Annotated in this window: 16 protein-coding genes and 1 tRNA gene; 12 read left to right on the top strand and 5 right to left on the bottom strand. The window is 55.1% G+C overall.

Annotation, left to right across the window (positions count from 1 at the left end):
- Positions 1–72 precede the first annotated feature (72 nt).
- From rpmI to METAL_RS03460, 10 genes are all read left to right on the top strand, one after another.
- Positions 73–270, top strand: a complete 198-nt coding sequence (gene rpmI / locus METAL_RS03415) for a 50S ribosomal protein L35 (RefSeq protein ID WP_005369644.1) — start codon at positions 73–75, stop codon at positions 268–270.
- 15 nt (positions 271–285) lie between these two features.
- Positions 286–648, top strand: a complete 363-nt coding sequence (gene rplT, locus METAL_RS03420; RefSeq protein WP_005369647.1) for a 50S ribosomal protein L20 — start codon at positions 286–288, stop codon at positions 646–648.
- A 395-nt stretch (positions 649–1,043) separates the two neighbouring features.
- A complete protein-coding gene (pheS, locus tag METAL_RS03430) occupies positions 1,044–2,063 on the top strand; it encodes a phenylalanine--tRNA ligase subunit alpha (protein WP_005369649.1) in 1,020 nt (339 codons plus the stop codon).
- Positions 2,064–2,076: 13 nt separating this feature from the next.
- Positions 2,077–4,452: a phenylalanine--tRNA ligase subunit beta gene (pheT, locus tag METAL_RS03435; RefSeq protein WP_005369651.1), complete on the top strand. Its 2,376-nt coding sequence runs from the start codon at positions 2,077–2,079 to the stop codon at positions 4,450–4,452.
- A 4-nt stretch (positions 4,453–4,456) separates the two neighbouring features.
- Positions 4,457–4,756 carry an integration host factor subunit alpha gene (gene ihfA / locus METAL_RS03440; protein WP_005369653.1) on the top strand — a complete coding sequence of 100 codons (300 nt, stop codon included), beginning with the start codon at positions 4,457–4,459 and terminating at the stop codon, positions 4,754–4,756.
- Complete coding sequence (locus METAL_RS03445) at positions 4,737–5,090, top strand: MerR family transcriptional regulator (protein ID WP_005369656.1); 354 nt, start codon at positions 4,737–4,739, stop codon at positions 5,088–5,090. The genes ihfA and METAL_RS03445 overlap by 20 nt, the downstream gene beginning before the upstream one ends.
- Positions 5,091–5,195: 105 nt before the next feature.
- Positions 5,196–5,272, top strand: a tRNA-Pro gene (locus METAL_RS03450).
- A 540-nt stretch (positions 5,273–5,812) separates the two neighbouring features.
- Positions 5,813–5,974 carry a hypothetical protein gene (locus tag METAL_RS20405; RefSeq protein WP_157203419.1) on the top strand — a complete coding sequence of 54 codons (162 nt, stop codon included), beginning with the start codon at positions 5,813–5,815 and terminating at the stop codon, positions 5,972–5,974.
- Positions 5,975–6,073: 99 nt separating this feature from the next.
- Positions 6,074–6,523, top strand: coding sequence for an ATP-binding protein (locus METAL_RS03455; protein ID WP_005369662.1), 450 nt, complete (start codon positions 6,074–6,076; stop codon positions 6,521–6,523).
- Positions 6,510–7,274, top strand: a complete 765-nt coding sequence (locus METAL_RS03460; RefSeq protein ID WP_005369664.1) for a tRNA(His) guanylyltransferase Thg1 family protein — start codon at positions 6,510–6,512, stop codon at positions 7,272–7,274. The genes METAL_RS03455 and METAL_RS03460 overlap by 14 nt, the downstream gene beginning before the upstream one ends.
- 60 nt (positions 7,275–7,334) lie before the next feature.
- Here METAL_RS03460 and METAL_RS22070 read toward each other — a convergent pair whose 3' ends face one another.
- The 5 genes from METAL_RS22070 to METAL_RS03490 all read right to left on the bottom strand — a co-directional run bounded on the left by METAL_RS22070 (position 7,335) and on the right by METAL_RS03490 (position 12,286).
- Complete coding sequence (locus METAL_RS22070) at positions 7,335–7,469, bottom strand: type II toxin -antitoxin system TacA 1-like antitoxin (protein WP_213069443.1); 135 nt, start codon at positions 7,467–7,469, stop codon at positions 7,335–7,337.
- Between the two features lie 153 nt (positions 7,470–7,622).
- Entirely contained in the window at positions 7,623–8,552 is a 930-nt protein-coding gene (locus METAL_RS20415) for a putative molybdenum carrier protein (protein ID WP_005369666.1), read from the bottom strand.
- An 8-nt stretch (positions 8,553–8,560) separates the two neighbouring features.
- On the bottom strand, positions 8,561–8,983 hold the full coding sequence (locus METAL_RS03475) for a hypothetical protein (protein WP_005369668.1): 423 nt from the start codon (positions 8,981–8,983) through the stop codon (positions 8,561–8,563).
- A 773-nt stretch (positions 8,984–9,756) separates the two neighbouring features.
- Positions 9,757–10,782, bottom strand: coding sequence for an RNA 3'-terminal phosphate cyclase (gene rtcA / locus METAL_RS03480; RefSeq protein ID WP_005369671.1), 1,026 nt, complete (start codon positions 10,780–10,782; stop codon positions 9,757–9,759).
- A 283-nt stretch (positions 10,783–11,065) separates the two neighbouring features.
- A complete protein-coding gene (locus METAL_RS03490; protein WP_005369673.1) occupies positions 11,066–12,286 on the bottom strand; it encodes an RtcB family protein in 1,221 nt (406 codons plus the stop codon).
- Between the two features lie 502 nt (positions 12,287–12,788).
- Between METAL_RS03490 and rtcR the strand changes: the two genes are divergently transcribed.
- Together rtcR and METAL_RS20420 are read left to right on the top strand one after the other, a co-directional pair.
- The gene (rtcR, locus tag METAL_RS03495) at positions 12,789–14,381 is read left to right on the top strand and encodes an RNA repair transcriptional activator RtcR (RefSeq protein ID WP_005369674.1); all 1,593 of its coding nucleotides are present in this window, start codon (positions 12,789–12,791) and stop codon (positions 14,379–14,381) included.
- A 58-nt stretch (positions 14,382–14,439) separates the two neighbouring features.
- Entirely contained in the window at positions 14,440–14,577 is a 138-nt protein-coding gene (locus tag METAL_RS20420) for a hypothetical protein (protein ID WP_157203421.1), read from the top strand.
- Positions 14,578–14,582 lie beyond the last annotated feature (5 nt).

Genomic DNA, 14,582 nt, shown 5'->3' on the forward strand with positions numbered 1-14,582 from the left:
TTCAGGGCCATGCATTTTGCCTTGCTGGGTTATTTTCTCAGGGATTTTTATTGTTAACGTTGGAGCAAACAAATGCCAAAAATCAAAACCAACCGCGGCGCAGCCAAGCGTTTCAGACGCACCGGCAACGGCGGTTTCAAATGCGGCCAATCGCATAAGCGTCATATTCTGACCAAGAAAAGCACCAAGCGGAAACGCCAATTGCGTAGTCCGGCTTCGATTCATCCATCCGACGTGCGTAGCGCAGCCCGCATGCTGCCTTACACCTAAGCCGGGAGAATCACGATGCCTAGAGTGAAACGCGGCGTTACCGCCAGAGCGAGACACAAGAAAATTTTAAAGCAGGCCAAAGGCTACTACGGTGCCCGCAGCCGGGTCTACCGCGTTGCGAAGCAAGCCGTCATCAAGGCCGGCCAGTATGCTTACCGCGACCGCAGACAGAAAAAACGCCAGTTCCGCGCCTTGTGGATCGTGCGTATCAACGCCGCCGCCAGACAATGCGGGCTGTCCTACAGCCGCCTGATCAACGGCCTGTCGAACGCGAACGTCGCGATCGACCGTAAGGTGCTGGCCGACATCGCGGTACGCGACATGGACGCTTTCGCCGAAATCGCCAAGATCGCGAAAGCCAACGTCAGCCCGCTGTAAACCGGCTGGTCCGCATCGAAGAAGCTCCGTCCGTTTCACCCTGCGAGGTGGGCGGAATGCGAAGGTAGAGCGGAGGGTGGGTACGACTGCATGGATGCAGGAGGCAGGGCAACGCAGGGAGCGGTTGCCGACGACTGCAGGGATGCAGGAGTTAGAGCAACGCAGGGAGCAGTTGCCGAGAGGCGCCAGCCGAAACCCATCGTCGAAACTCATGAGGGAAAGCTTAATGATGGGTTTCGCTTCGCTCTACCCATCCTGTGCGTGACCCCAGCGGATATGTCAGGCAATTTATAAGTGTTTTGTCAGACAAAGCGGCCGGATCGGAGATCGATCCGCAGCCGCTTTGTCGTGTTAGCGTAACTCCATTTTCTCCCATTCCAGCAGCGAGCCAAGCAGTGTCTTTCACTCCTGAAGAAATTCTCGCGCAAGCTTCGACAGCGCTTGCGGATGCCCAAGACCTTACGCAACTCGATCAGGTCCGCGTTCATTACCTCGGCAAGAAGGGCTTATTGACCCAGCTGATGAAGGAGCTCGGCGCGCTCGATCCCGACCAGCGCCGCGAAGCCGGCCAGAAGATCAATCAGGCGAAAGACCGTTTCCAGGAGCAGTTGGACGGCCGCAAGCAAGTGCTCGAGGCGAAGGAACTGGCCACCCGGCTGGCGAGCGAGCGGATCGACGTCACCCTGCCGGGACGAGGCCAGGCGGTTGCCGGCCTGCATCCGGTCACGACCACGTTGCGGCGGATCGCGAAGATTTTTACCAGCGCCGGTTTCAGAGCCGTCGAAGGCCCCGAGATCGAGGACGACTATCATAATTTCGAGGCGTTGAACATTCCCGCCCACCATCCGGCGCGGGCGATGCACGATACCTTTTATTTCGATGCGCACACCGTCCTCCGGACCCACACGTCGCCGGTGCAGATTCGGGTGATGGAGTCCGAAGAGCCGCCGCTCAAAGTGATCGCCCCCGGCCGTGTTTACCGCTGCGATTCGGATCTGACCCATTCGCCGATGTTCCATCAGGTCGAGGGTTTTCTGGTCGACCGCGACGTCAGCTTCGCCGACCTGAAAGGCGTGATCTACGATTTTCTGCAGGCCTTTTTTGAGAAAGACAGTCGGGTCCGTTTCCGGCCGTCTTATTTCCCGTTCACCGAACCGTCGGCCGAGGTCGACATCGAATGTGTGATCTGTAACGGCTCGGGCTGCCGCGTCTGCGGCCAGTCCGGTTGGCTGGAAGTGATGGGCTGCGGGATGATTCATCCCGAAGTGTTCAAGGCGGTCGACATCGACAGCGAAAAATACACCGGCTTCGCGTTCGGAATGGGCGTCGAACGGCTCGCGATGCTGCGTTACGGCATCAACGACCTGCGCCTGTTTTTCGAAAACGATCTGAAATTCCTGCAACAATTCAAGTAAGTAGCCGTACGTCATGCAAATTAGTGAAGCTTGGTTAAGAACTTACGTCAATCCGGTCGTCAGCACCGAAGAACTGGTCGCGCAATTGACCATGGCCGGTCTCGAAGTCGACTCGGTCACCCCGGCTGCCGCGGTGTTCAGCGGCGTGGTCGTCGGCGAAGTGCTCGAAACGGTGCAGCATCCCGATGCGGACCGCCTGCGCGTCTGCAAGGTCGAAGTCGGGCAGGGCGAGCCGCTGCAAATCGTCTGCGGCGCCAGCAACGTGCGTCCCGGCCTGAAAATTCCGGCCGCGCTGATCGGTGCGGTGCTGCCGGGCGATTTCAAGATCAAGAAATCCAAGCTGCGCGGGGTCGAATCCTACGGCATGCTTTGCTCCGAAAAGGAACTCGGTCTGGCCGAAGAATCACAGGGCCTGATGGAGCTCGCGCAGGACGCGCCGGTCGGGGCCGACATCCGCGAATACCTGTCGCTGAACGATAACCTGATCGAGGTCGCTCTGACCCCGAACCGGGCCGACTGCCTGAGCATCGAAGGCTTGGCCCGCGAAGTCGCGGTGCTGAATCAAATTGACTGGCAAGGCGCACCGATGAAAAAGGCGTCCGCCGCGCATCGCGATACGCTGCATATTGCCGTCGATGCGACTGATGCCTGCCCGCGCTATCTCGGCCGTCTGATCAAGAGCGTCAATTCGAAAGCCGAAACGCCGCTCTGGATGCAGGAACGGCTTCGGCGCTCGGGCCTCCGAAGCCTTGGTCCGGTGGTCGACGTGACCAACTATGTCTTGCTCGAACTCGGACAACCTTTGCACGCATTCGATGCGGACAAATTGAACGGCAGCATCCATGTGCGCTGGGCGAAAGACGGCGAAGAACTGGCGCTGCTCAATGGTCAGACGGTCAAGCTCGATCCCGAATCGTTGGTGATTGCGGACGACGCGCGCGCGTTGGCCCTGGCCGGTGTGATGGGCGGCAGCGAATCGGCGGTTGGCGGGGAAACGCGGAACATCTTCCTCGAATGCGCGTTTTTTACGCCGCAAAGCATTGCCGGCAAGGCGCGCCGCTTCGGCCTGCATACCGATTCCTCACACCGCTTCGAGCGCGGCGTCGATCCGTTTCTGCAGGAACGTGCGATCGAACGCGCGACGCAACTGATTACCGAAATCGCCGGCGGCAGCGCCGGCCTGATCGGCGAGGCGGTTTCCGAAGCCCACCTACCGAAACGGCTTCCGGTCGAACTCCGCCGCGCGCGAATCGAAAGATTGCTCGGTCTGTTGCCGAGCGACGAACAGATTTCCGGCATCTTCCGCCGCCTGGGCATGGCGGTCGAAACGACTGCGGACGGCTGGCACGTAACGCCGCCCGGCTTCCGCTTCGATGTCGCGATCGAAGCCGACCTGATCGAAGAAATCGCGCGCATCTATGGTTACAACAACCTGCCGAGCAATCGCCTGCTGGTGCGCACGGAACTGCACAAGGCGAGCGAATCGCTGCTGGAGCTGGATCGCGCCCGCGACCTGCTGGTCGACCGCGGCTATCAGGAAGCGATCACGTTCAGCTTTGTCGATGCGGAAACGCAGCAGGCGATCACGCCGGGCGCCGACATGATCACCCTGCAGAACCCGATTTCCTCCGAATTGTCGGTGATGCGCGGCACGCTCTGGTGCGGACTGATCAAGGCGGCCCAGCATAACGTCAACCGGCAGCAGAACCGGGTCCACCTGTTCGAAACCGGTTTGCGTTTCGTCCGGTTCGAGGGCCAAGTGCTGCAGGAAAAAATGCTGGCCGGCGTAGCGCTCGGCAGCGCACATCCCGAACAATGGGGCGAGCCGTCCCGAACGGTCGACTTCTACGATGTCAAGGCCGATGTCGAGGCCCTGTTCTCGTTGACCGGTTGCGCCGCACGCTTCGTCCCGTCCGAACATCCGGCGCTGCATCCCGGCCAGACCGCCGAAATTCTGGCCCCGAACGGTGAACTGATCGGCCTGATCGGCATGCTGCACCCGAATCTCGAAAAACGGTTCGGCTTCGACGGCCGGGTATTCCTGTTCGAGCTGGATCAGGACACATTGCTCGCCAAACAGAAGGCCCGGTTCACGCCGCTGTCGAAATATCCGTCGGTACGGCGCGACCTGGCGCTGATCGTCAGGGAGGATGTCACCGCCGAACAGATCACGAATTGCATTGGCGAGCTCCGGGAACCTGCGCTGCAAACTGTCGTCCCCTTCGACGTATACCGCGGCAAAGGCGTCGACGAAGGCCACAAGAGCATCGCCCTGAGCTTGGCTCTGCAGGACTATTCACAGACGCTGACAGATTCCGAAATCGATGCTATAGTTAGTAAGCTTTTGGAAAACTTGAAAAATAAAATTGGTGCGAAGTTGAGGGATTGATTAAATGGCATTAACCAAAGCTGATTTTGCTGAAAAACTTTTCGAAGAGCTCGGCTTGAACAAGCGTGAAGCCAAAGATATCGTGGAGCTGTTTTTTGAAGAAATCAAAACCGCTCTGGAGCGCGGCGAGCAAGTCAAACTGTCCGGTTTCGGCAAGTTCGAACTGCGCGACAAGAATAGCCGTCCGGGAAGAAATCCGAAAACCGGAGAAGAAATACCCATTACTGCCAGACGTGTGGTAACATTCAGGTCCGGACAAAAACTCAAAGCGCGGGTAGAAGCCTATGCTGGAACCGAGTCATAATAACGAACTGCCTCCCATCCCGGCAAAGCGCTACTTCACGATCGGTGAAGTCAGCGAGCTATGCGCCGTCAAACCCCATGTACTGCGCTACTGGGAGCAGGAATTTACCGAACTGAGCCCGGTCAAACGCCGGGGCAACCGCCGGTATTATCAGCGTCACGACGTGCTGATGATCCGCCAGATCCGTTCCCTGCTGTACGAGCAGGGCTACACGATCGGTGGCGCCAGGGCACACCTGACCAGTGACCAGCACAAAGAGGACGCGACCCGCACCAAGCAACTGATCCACCAGATGGTCGTAGAACTCGAAGACATTCTGGAATTGCTTAAATAAGGTCGGCTGTAATATAATTCTCCCTCTTCGGCTTTTTTCAAAAGCCGGTTTTATCCTTATCTTATAAATTGCAAAGGCGGCGTGCCCGAGCAGTTGTCAAATCATCGGGGCGTAGCGCAGTTTGGTAGCGCACTTGCATGGGGTGCAAGGGGTCGGAGGTTCAAATCCTCTCGTCCCGACCAATGAAATTAGTATTTTCAGGGAAAAACGTACATTAAAACCGAAATAAACAGATATAAATCGAAATGAATGTCTGTTTTTTATGTGAACATCTCCACCGCTTTGTTGCCTGCATCGGGCAGGCTGTCTTTAATGAATCGCGCATAAGACTTTGTTGTTATGATGACTGAGCCTGACCCATCTGCCAACTTATCCAGGCCAATGATTCACATGCAGTCAAAACATCATGCAGGCATAAGTGTGACGAGTTTGATAGGGTTTACGGTAACGAATACCTGTACGCTTAAGAGCCCATCCCCAAAACTTCCTGATTTGTCTGTCTCCTGTCCATGGTTTCCCTGTATTGGGATTTTTTAAAGACACGACATCTATCTTTAAGCGTATACAGTTTTTGATCTTCTAGGGAATATGCGGAAGATATAGGGCAGTTAGAGCTTCTTTTAAATAGCTATCCTAAGCTTAATGAGGCATCTGAAACATCGGAAGCCGTAAAAGGCCAAGTATCCAATACCCGCTCCGAGATCGACGCGGAGATCGCATCCTTGCCGTCAAAGACTGACATGTATGCCTTTAAGCGGTTGGATGATCTCGTGGAGAAGATCGAGCGGGCCGGGCTGATGGAAGAGTACGAGACGAAGCTGAACGAGGTGGCTGACTATCTGACCGTTTTGCTGGCGGAAGCTGAAAAAAGGATCGAATGGTAATCGGCGATCATCCACTAAATACTGGCGCGGCTACCTGATACCCTTTTCAGCTCCCAAGCAGAAACAACTGGCAAGAAAAAATCAATTCCCCTTCACCCCATGCAAGGCATTATTCTCATTGGACTGCAAGCTAGCGGCAAAACCACGTTTTATTTTCAGCAATTTGCCAAGACCCATATCCGGCTGAGCATGGACATGCTGAAAACCCGTCATCGGGAAAATCTGCTGCTCCATGCCTGCCTGGAGGCAAAACAACCCGTGGTGATTGACAACACCAATCCAACCAGACAAGAGCGGGGAAAATACATCAAAGGCTTTAAGACACATCGATTTGAAGTCATTGGCTATTATTTCGCGGCCAATCTGGAAGCCTGCCTCAAGAGGAATGCCTTGCGAACAGGCAAGGGAAACATTCCCGAGGCTGGTCTCAAGGGCACTTACAATAAACTGGAGTTGCCGGAATACGCAGAAGGGTTTGACCAGTTGTATTATGTGAGCATCCACCACAACCACTTCAAGGTAGAAGGCTGGAAACATGAAATTCAGTGAGCTTGACCGAAAAATGCGCGTGTTCGAGACCGCGCACGACCACTGCGTGTTGCCGGGCATCCACATCGTCGCCCGCATTGATGGGCGTTGCTTTACTACCTTGACCAAGGACAAGCATCGGCTTGAAGCGCCTTTTGACCTGAAGTTTCGGGATATGATGATCGAGACTGTCAAACACTTGATGCAATGCGGGTTCAAGATCAATTACGGCTATACCCAAAGCGATGAAATTTCGCTTTGGCTTGATCTGAATGACGGCCTGTTTGAGCGCAAGGAACGCAAGCTGAATTCCATCCTGGCAGGAGAAGCCAGCGCGAAATTCAGCTTGCTCTTGGGCGATGTCGCCGCTTTCGATTGCCGGATTTGCCAACTGCCGACCCAACAACTGGTCATCGATTATTTTCGGTGGCGGCAGGAAGATGCCCGCCGAAACGCCTTGAATGCCCATTGTTATTGGAGCCTTCGCAAGGAAGGCGCATCGGTTCAGAACGCGACCACAGCTTTATCTAAAAAATCAGTGGCCGAGAAAAACGAATTGCTTTTCCAGAAAGGCGTCAACTTCAACGACCTCCCCAATTGGCAAAAACGCGGCACGGGCGTGTATTGGGAAAGCTATGAAAAAACGGCGATGAACCCGCTGACCGGTGAACCTGCAACAGCCTATCGAAGCCGCATAAAAGTAGACTTCGATTTGCCCATAAAGGACGGCTACAGCCAGTTTATAGGAGACATGCTGGCTAACTGCGGCTAGATTATCGTTTTACCGCCCCTTAGTCACGCGATCAGGGCAATGATGTGGAATGTAAGCGTTTCATACCCTCAAGCTGTTCTTGGCTGGCCTCCGAACCAGCAAATCCAATAGCTGATTAAACGTTTTGTTATCGACATGGAATGCGCTTTGGTCAAGAATGACGTTCTTGGTTTCCTTCAGCGCCGATGCCAACATAAATTGCGAGCGATTGGAACCCAGCAATTCGGCGGCACGGCCGCGAAGATGGATATTGACCTCGGCGGAAAGTTATTCTGTTTTCATTTCAAATGACCGGAGGGTAATGGGCTATTTATGCTCGGTTTTTGTGTTGCAATTGTCAGCACAAATTTAGGTCTTAAACGCGACATCAACGGCTTTGAGCAGTTCGACGGTCAGGTGGTAAATGCCCGGCCGCTTACTCTCACGCGGGCCGGCAACGTTCAGGGTCTTAATGATGTGCGTACGCAACCAAGCAAGTACGCTGGCCGTTGCTTCCGCCGTAACACCGGCATCGAGCTGTACGACGAGATGTGGTTTGGCTATCTGCTGGGCGAAGGCTTGGGTCGCTAACGTTCCACCTTCCAGTTCGCCCAGATTGACAATCAGGGTGCCGTCGCTGTCTTCCACGTTGCGGCGGGTGCGCTGGCGGTAGCCCCCATCGGCCAATTCGGTGAGCTGGTATTTCAACGGGATGATGCCGTCCTCGGCTTTGCGTCCGCGTGGTACCCAACCACCGTGCGTGTAGCGATAGCCATGATGGATGGCGAAATCCAACGCGCCACGATCCGCGCTGGTCTGTCCGCCGGAGACAATGTGTTGGCAGAAACGCGGCGGGTCGGGAAATGTCTGGTACAGCCTGCGGAACGAAGGCAGTGGCGACAGCCAGCCACCGGCGAGGATTTCGGTGCGCTCGTCGATGCTGTGGTTGGGGTCCTCGCCGGGCTTGATATAAACGACGCGGTAGGCGTTTCCCACTTCTTCCTTGAGCCAGCGCGACAGTTGCAGGCCGCGCACATTAAAAGCGATCCAGTCCCAGCTATCGGCATCGAAGTCGTCCGAGTAGAACGATGTTCGGTCGAACGTGATGGCCCAAACCGCGAACTTCTGCCATAGCCCTTCCGACACCGGGAGCGACTCATCCCAATAGGCGCCGTCGCAGATATTACCACCGACGCCGCGTTCGTCTGGGCTCTTGACCCACCACAGGAACGGCGCATTGCCGTAGTCCACCATTACGGTGAGGACAGGAATGAATGGCGTGTTTTCTTCATTGTTCATGGCGTTGTCTAATCCTCTTTCCATACAAATTGATACACCGGGTTGGCGCACCACGCTTTCAGATCGTTGGCGAGCTCTTCAGCCTCCTCCGGCGTGAGGTTGAAACGGATGTCGGCCCGGAACGGTGCGCTGTCATCAAGGAAGCCCTGAAAGATACAAAAGCGAAGGCACCTGTTTTTGCCTTCATGCGGCAGAACCGTCAGGAAGAAATGAAAGAGATCATCGTCATCCTTGTAATCGACAAAGAAAGGGCGAGCTGTTTCCTCCTTTAGCGACGGAGCTAAGAGTGCAGTAGCCACTTCGTCAAGTATGCACCGGTCGGCGTAGATTTGAATGGAAGCCCGTACCCGGTCGCTGCCGACAATGAAATGACAGAATGTATCGGGGTCGGAATATTTCGGTTCGATGATGAAATAGCGTTGGGTTATCATGAGTTCGGTTTTCTGTCTGTTATTTCAGCGGCAGCTTGTTCTGCCAAATACCTGTCCGTAATATCACAACCATGATTGTCATGTAGCCCTAGCATGGAATACGCACCATGATAGGCATTGGAGTTTGCGCTGCGGCCAGCGCGCTTCGCACCTCATCCAGCGTTTGAGCCTCGATGGCGGCCACCAGGCGTTGTAGTTCATTGCCATTGATAAAAGACCGCTGGTGTTACACAGAGTGTGGTTGGTTCGACGTGTCAGAAGCTTTAATGTCAATCTTCAACTCGAATTGGTCAAAGGCTTCTGCCTGTTTCATCAAAGGATTGTTTATCATTTCGTCATGCTCCTTTAAGCCTTGATTTCTCAGTCCAAAGCGAGACAACAAACATTAGAGCATTTTCGTTTTGGGTGTACGATCATAATCAATACCGCAAAGTGAGGGGAAACGCGTCATTCCGGCAGGGATTGCCGGACGACTGCAGGGATGCAGGAGATACGAGCCCAAGGAAGGGCGAGGTAGATCGCGTCAGGAACACGCGATCGAGAGCAACGCAGGGAGCGGTTGCCGAATCCAGAAGCCAGGGATGGCAAGCTTTAATGCATCCCTGCAGTCTGGATCTCGGCACAAATCTGTCTGGAACAGATTTGCATTGACCCGAAGGGGGCCAGGCAGGAAAGCCTGGCATGAATCCCTGCCGAGATGACGGTTTGACTTAACGGCATTATCTCCCTATAGGCGATATGAAAATGCTCTAGCCAGCCTATCTCGCCAAGCTTTATTGTCCAGCCACTTCCACCCCTACTGAGTCCGTATGGGTTGGCTTGGACAGGATACGAACAGGCAAAAACCGCTGGATGACTTCCGCATTGCTGTCGGCGTGTTGACTCCATTCGGTGGCAGTGAACGAACCGCCGCCCGCCAGGGCCAAGGGCAATAGCAATTGGTCGGCCAAGTTGGCGCCCACCGCCGCCGCGCTGGCAAGATATTTGTGCGCCTGGGCGACCGCGCTTTGGGCGATATGTTCGGCCGGCACGCCGCGTTCGGCAAAGCCGGTAAACACTTCAGTAACCTGTTCGTGCTCCAAGGTGAGCAGCAGCACATTGCCGGGGCCTTGGTTGTTGTCGAGTTTATGCAGTCGAAGTTGCTCATTGTCCCAAGCCAGCTTCCACTTGACCAAGGCCAGTTCGCGCTCGGCAATGTGGACGGGCAGGGCCGCGATGTAGCTTTCGGCATAGCTATTCAATGCCGTTCCGCGTTCGGCCAAATGCAAGGGCGCAAGCTGAGTGCCGCCCGTGATGGTGGCGACGATCTCGCCACCGCCCGCCGGATAAAAGCCGAAGCGGTTCAACTGCAAATCAACTTCCGCGCCCATGCGCCTTAACAACGGCAAAAAAGCCCGCTGTAAAAAGTGAAAGGGCGGGCTCATGGTATTGTGGGTGCCGCCGGTGATGACGACACGGCTATCTTCCGCCGCCAGCAACAACGCCGGCAATACGGTTTGCAACACCAGGGTACAACTGCCTGCCGTGCCAATGTCGAAGCGGTAATGGCCGCCTTGTAAATGTCGTGGGCAAAAGCTCAATTCAAGCGAACCCACTGCGGCGCCAACCAGTTCCGCTCCCGAAATGGCTGCCGCCGCTTGCACGGCGGTCAAATGCTGGCGCATCAGGCCGGGCGACTTGCGCCGGGCGCGGATGTTGTTAATGCGGAAGGCTTGCCCAGTAATGACCGACAAAGTCAGCGCAGTGCGTAGGATTTGCCCGCCGCCTTCGCCTTGGGAGCCGTCAATTTCAATTGTCATGATTGTTTACTTTTCATGGTTTTGAAAGACCATTGGTCAAAGCCTTTAGCGACCAACATGTCTTTGTCGTTAATGTGGACCATTTCGTGTTCCTTGCTGCCTAGCACACCGGATATAAAGCCCGATATGTTATTGAATGCCGTGAAAGGATCGACTACTTTGTAGAATTCCAAAACCTTCAATTCGTCGTTCAAAGTCAATAACGGCGGTGTGTTGTGGTTTAGCCTAATGACAAATTAATTTTGTTCCCGTGCTTGTCTGGCACGGGAACTGCCGCGGCCTATCAACCCTTCACGCAAACCACCTGTTTCAAGGTATGCACAATCTCCACTAGATCGGTTTGTGCCGCCATCACCGCGTCGATATCCTTGTACGCCATCGGGATTTCGTCGATGACATCGGCATCCTTCCGGCATTCCACGCCCTCGGTGGCCGCAATCTGGTCGGCAATGCTGAACCGTTTCTTGGCTTCGGTGCGGGACATGGCCCGGCCAGCGCCGTGGCTGCAAGAGCAGAAGGATTCCGCCTGACCCTTGCCGCGCACAATGAAAGACTTGGCCCCCATCGACCCCGGAATGATGCCCATCTGCCCCGGCCAGGCCGCTACCGCGCCTTTGCGCGTCACCAGTACGTTATGGCCGAAATGATGCTCGCGCTGCACATAGTTATGATGGCAGTTCACCGCTTCCACATCCGTCGTGAACGGCTTGGGGCAAATCGCCTGGACGGCCGCCACCAGGTTGTGCATCATCAGCTCGCGGTTGCGTCTGGCGAAGTCCTGCGCCCAACTGACCGCTTGTACGTAGTCGTCAAAATGTTCCGTCCCTTCCGGGAAATAGGCCAAATCCCGATCCGGCAACTGGATATAGAATTTTTCCATGTCCTTCCGCGCCAGTTCGATGAAGTGCATGCCGATGCGGTTGCCTACGCCGCGCGAACCGGAATGCAGCATGAACCAGACGTTTTGGCTTTCATCCAGACAGACTTCGATAAAGTGGTTGCCGGTTCCTAAAGTACCCAAATGCTTATAGTTATTGGTGTTCTTCAGGCACGGATGTTTATCGCAAATGGCTTCAAATTCCGGCAACAATTCCGCCCACTGCCGGTCTACGTTCGCTGCCGGGTTCTCCCAGGAACCCTTGTCGCGGCCTTTAAAGGTCAAACCATGCGGCACGGCCCGTTCAATGGCGGTGCGCCAGCCGTGCAAGTGGTCCGGCAGGTCGCTGGCGGTCAAAGTGGTCTTGGCCGCCATCATGCCGCAGCCGATGTCCACGCCCACCGCCGCCGGGATGATCGCGCCCCGCGTGGGGATCACGCTGCCGATGGTGGAACCCAAACCAAAATGCACGTCCGGCATCACCGCAATATGCTTGAACACAAAGGGCATCCGGGCCATGTTCAATAACTGTTTCTTGGCAGCGTCATCGACTGGCACGCCCTGCGCCCACAGTTTGATCGGCTTGCCCTGGTCTTCTTGCAGCACTTGGTAATTTTGGCTAGGCATGGTTGTTATCTCTCTATTCTGATATGACTTTACGTCACATTGCCTTTTACAAACGTTTGTGAAATTATCCGTTCATGCTTCGACCCTTCGATAAACTCAGGACTCGGTACGAACGGATATTGACCGAATTGGAGTAGGAATCGAATCATGCGACAGATGGACTCCGATTGAGCCACTCAATTTTGTCGTGGAGCTGAACTACAGGCGATGCCATCGTTTCTCTGCCTGTCATTCCTGAAGCTGGCGATACGGCTTGATGACCTAAACCAGGATAAACCGCGCCAGGGTGCCGGAATGCGCCACTTGTAAGCACTGACTTCACTCACCGACGCTTACAGAAAAAGCGATAACTGTGCCAGCTTTGCTTTCAACTTGTTTTATGTTTTTAACTGACTGATATTATGGGATAAGTTCTTTAAAAAATTTAATTGCGCTTGGGTTTTTAAAACTCGGCTATACTGCTGGCTGTAGAAATATTTATCTGGATTTATAAATTATTCTCATGAAGAAAAAAGTGGTCATCGGCTTCATCGGTACCCAACTGGATTCAGGAATCGCGGCCAGCCGCTGGGAACGCTGGCGGCCCACCGTCTCGCTGGTGCTGCGCGAAAACTTGGTCATCGACAAGATGATGTTGCTGTACGACCGCAATTACCAGGCATTGGCCGATTTGCTCAAGCAGGACATCGCCACCGTGTCGCCGGAAACGGAGGTCACGCCCGTGGAAATGAGCATTGCCAACCCGTGGGACTTCGGCCAGGTCTACGCCGCTTTATTCGATCTTGCCGAGCAATACCCGTTTGACATCGAACATGAAGAATATTGGATCCACATCACGACCGGCACCCACGTCGTCCAGATTTGCCTGTTTTTGATGGTGGAAGCGCGGTATTTTCCGGGCGTGCTGTTGCAAACTTCTCCGCCATCCAAGAAAAGAGGGGATGCCTTGGGCAGTTATACCCTGATCGACTTGGACTTAAGCCATTACGATGCGATTGCCCAGCGCTACGCCAGGGCGGAGGCCGATGCCATCACTTTGTTGAAATCCGGCATAGAAACTTTGAATCCGGCCTTCAACAAGATGATCGGCGAAATCGAGCAGGTGGCGGTGCGTTCCAAAGCGCCGCTGTTGTTCATGGGGCAGACTGGGGCAGGGAAGTCATTCCTGGCCAAGCGGGTGTATGAACTGAAAAAGGCCCGGCATCAGGTCAGCGGCCCGTTCGTCGAAGTCAATTGCGCGACTTTGCGCGGCGACGGCGCGGCTTCCGCGTTGTTCGGCCATGTCAAAGGCGCTTTCACCGGGGCGCAACATGACCGGGCGGGCTTGTTGAGAAGCGCCAACAAGGGTTTGTTGTTTCTGGACGAGATCGGCGAGTTGGGCGCGGACGAACAGGCCATGCTGTTGAAGGCGGTGGAAGAGAAACAGTTTTATCCGGTCGGCGGCGACAAGTTGGCAACCAGCGACTTCCAACTGATTGCCGGCACCCACCGGAACTTGCGCCAGGACGTGCAGGCCGGGCGGTTCCGGGAGGATTTGTTCGCCCGGATCAACCTGTGGACCTATAATTTGCCATCGCTCGCCCAACGGCCCGAGGACATCGAGCCCAACATCGACTACCTGCTGACCCAGCAATTTGCCGAGCTGGGTCAAAAAGTCAGTTTCAATAAGGAGGCAAGACGCAAGTATCTTGATTTCGCCACTTCACCCTCTGCGACCTGGCAAGGCAATTTCCGCGACCTGAGCGCGTCCATCTTGCGCCTATCGACCCTGGCCCAGGGCGGACGGATCACTGAGGAACTGGTTGAGCAGGAAATTGGCCGTTTGTCTATATTTTGGGGTCAGCCGCAGGTAAAAACCCAAGGCAACATGACGCAGGCGCTGGACAGTGAACAACTGGCCGGGCTGGACTTGTTCGACCGCCTGCAATTGGAGGCCGTGCTCGCCGCGTGCCAGGATTGCCACAGCCTGTCGGAAGCGGGCCGGAAACTGTTCGCGGCGTCCCGCGCCCGGCGCGGCAGCAGCAACGATTCCGACCGCCTGCGCAAATACCTGGCCAAGTTCGGTCTGGACTGGGCCAAAGTGAAGGGCATGTGAAAACTAATGTCCTTGATAATAAAGAGCGCCACAAGCAAGGTTCCTTCAAGATCGAAGCATGGACTTGCACAACGCCGGGCTGAACGGAGAACACCCCGCAGCACTAGACTTTTTCTTTCTGAGTCGTGATCGTTTGCCAACCATGAGCGAAGATGAGGCGATGGAGAAGATTAAAAAAGATCCAGTGTTTAACTAATAAAA

This window comes from Methylomicrobium album BG8 (assembly GCF_000214275.2).
In the GTDB taxonomy this organism is placed as follows: domain Bacteria; phylum Pseudomonadota; class Gammaproteobacteria; order Methylococcales; family Methylomonadaceae; genus Methylomicrobium; species Methylomicrobium agile.

Excerpts from the sequence above, each read along its gene's own strand:
- rpmI (WP_005369644.1), top strand. The coding sequence starts at position 73 with ATGCCAAAAATCAAAACCAACCGCGGCGCAGCCAAGCGTTTCAGACGC.
- rplT (WP_005369647.1), top strand. The coding sequence starts at position 286 with ATGCCTAGAGTGAAACGCGGCGTTACCGCCAGAGCGAGACACAAGAAA.
- pheT (WP_005369651.1), top strand. The coding sequence starts at position 2,077 with ATGCAAATTAGTGAAGCTTGGTTAAGAACTTACGTCAATCCGGTCGTC.
- ihfA (WP_005369653.1), top strand. The coding sequence starts at position 4,457 with ATGGCATTAACCAAAGCTGATTTTGCTGAAAAACTTTTCGAAGAGCTC.
- METAL_RS03445 (WP_005369656.1), top strand. The coding sequence starts at position 4,737 with ATGCTGGAACCGAGTCATAATAACGAACTGCCTCCCATCCCGGCAAAG.
- METAL_RS03455 (WP_005369662.1), top strand. The coding sequence starts at position 6,074 with ATGCAAGGCATTATTCTCATTGGACTGCAAGCTAGCGGCAAAACCACG.
- METAL_RS03460 (WP_005369664.1), top strand. The coding sequence starts at position 6,510 with ATGAAATTCAGTGAGCTTGACCGAAAAATGCGCGTGTTCGAGACCGCG.
- METAL_RS22070 (WP_213069443.1), bottom strand. The coding sequence starts at position 7,469 with ATGTTGGCATCGGCGCTGAAGGAAACCAAGAACGTCATTCTTGACCAA.
- METAL_RS20415 (WP_005369666.1), bottom strand. The coding sequence starts at position 8,552 with ATGAACAATGAAGAAAACACGCCATTCATTCCTGTCCTCACCGTAATG.
- METAL_RS03475 (WP_005369668.1), bottom strand. The coding sequence starts at position 8,983 with ATGATAACCCAACGCTATTTCATCATCGAACCGAAATATTCCGACCCC.
- rtcA (WP_005369671.1), bottom strand. The coding sequence starts at position 10,782 with ATGACAATTGAAATTGACGGCTCCCAAGGCGAAGGCGGCGGGCAAATC.
- METAL_RS03490 (WP_005369673.1), bottom strand. The coding sequence starts at position 12,286 with ATGCCTAGCCAAAATTACCAAGTGCTGCAAGAAGACCAGGGCAAGCCG.
- rtcR (WP_005369674.1), top strand. The coding sequence starts at position 12,789 with ATGAAGAAAAAAGTGGTCATCGGCTTCATCGGTACCCAACTGGATTCA.
- METAL_RS20420 (WP_157203421.1), top strand. The coding sequence starts at position 14,440 with ATGGACTTGCACAACGCCGGGCTGAACGGAGAACACCCCGCAGCACTA.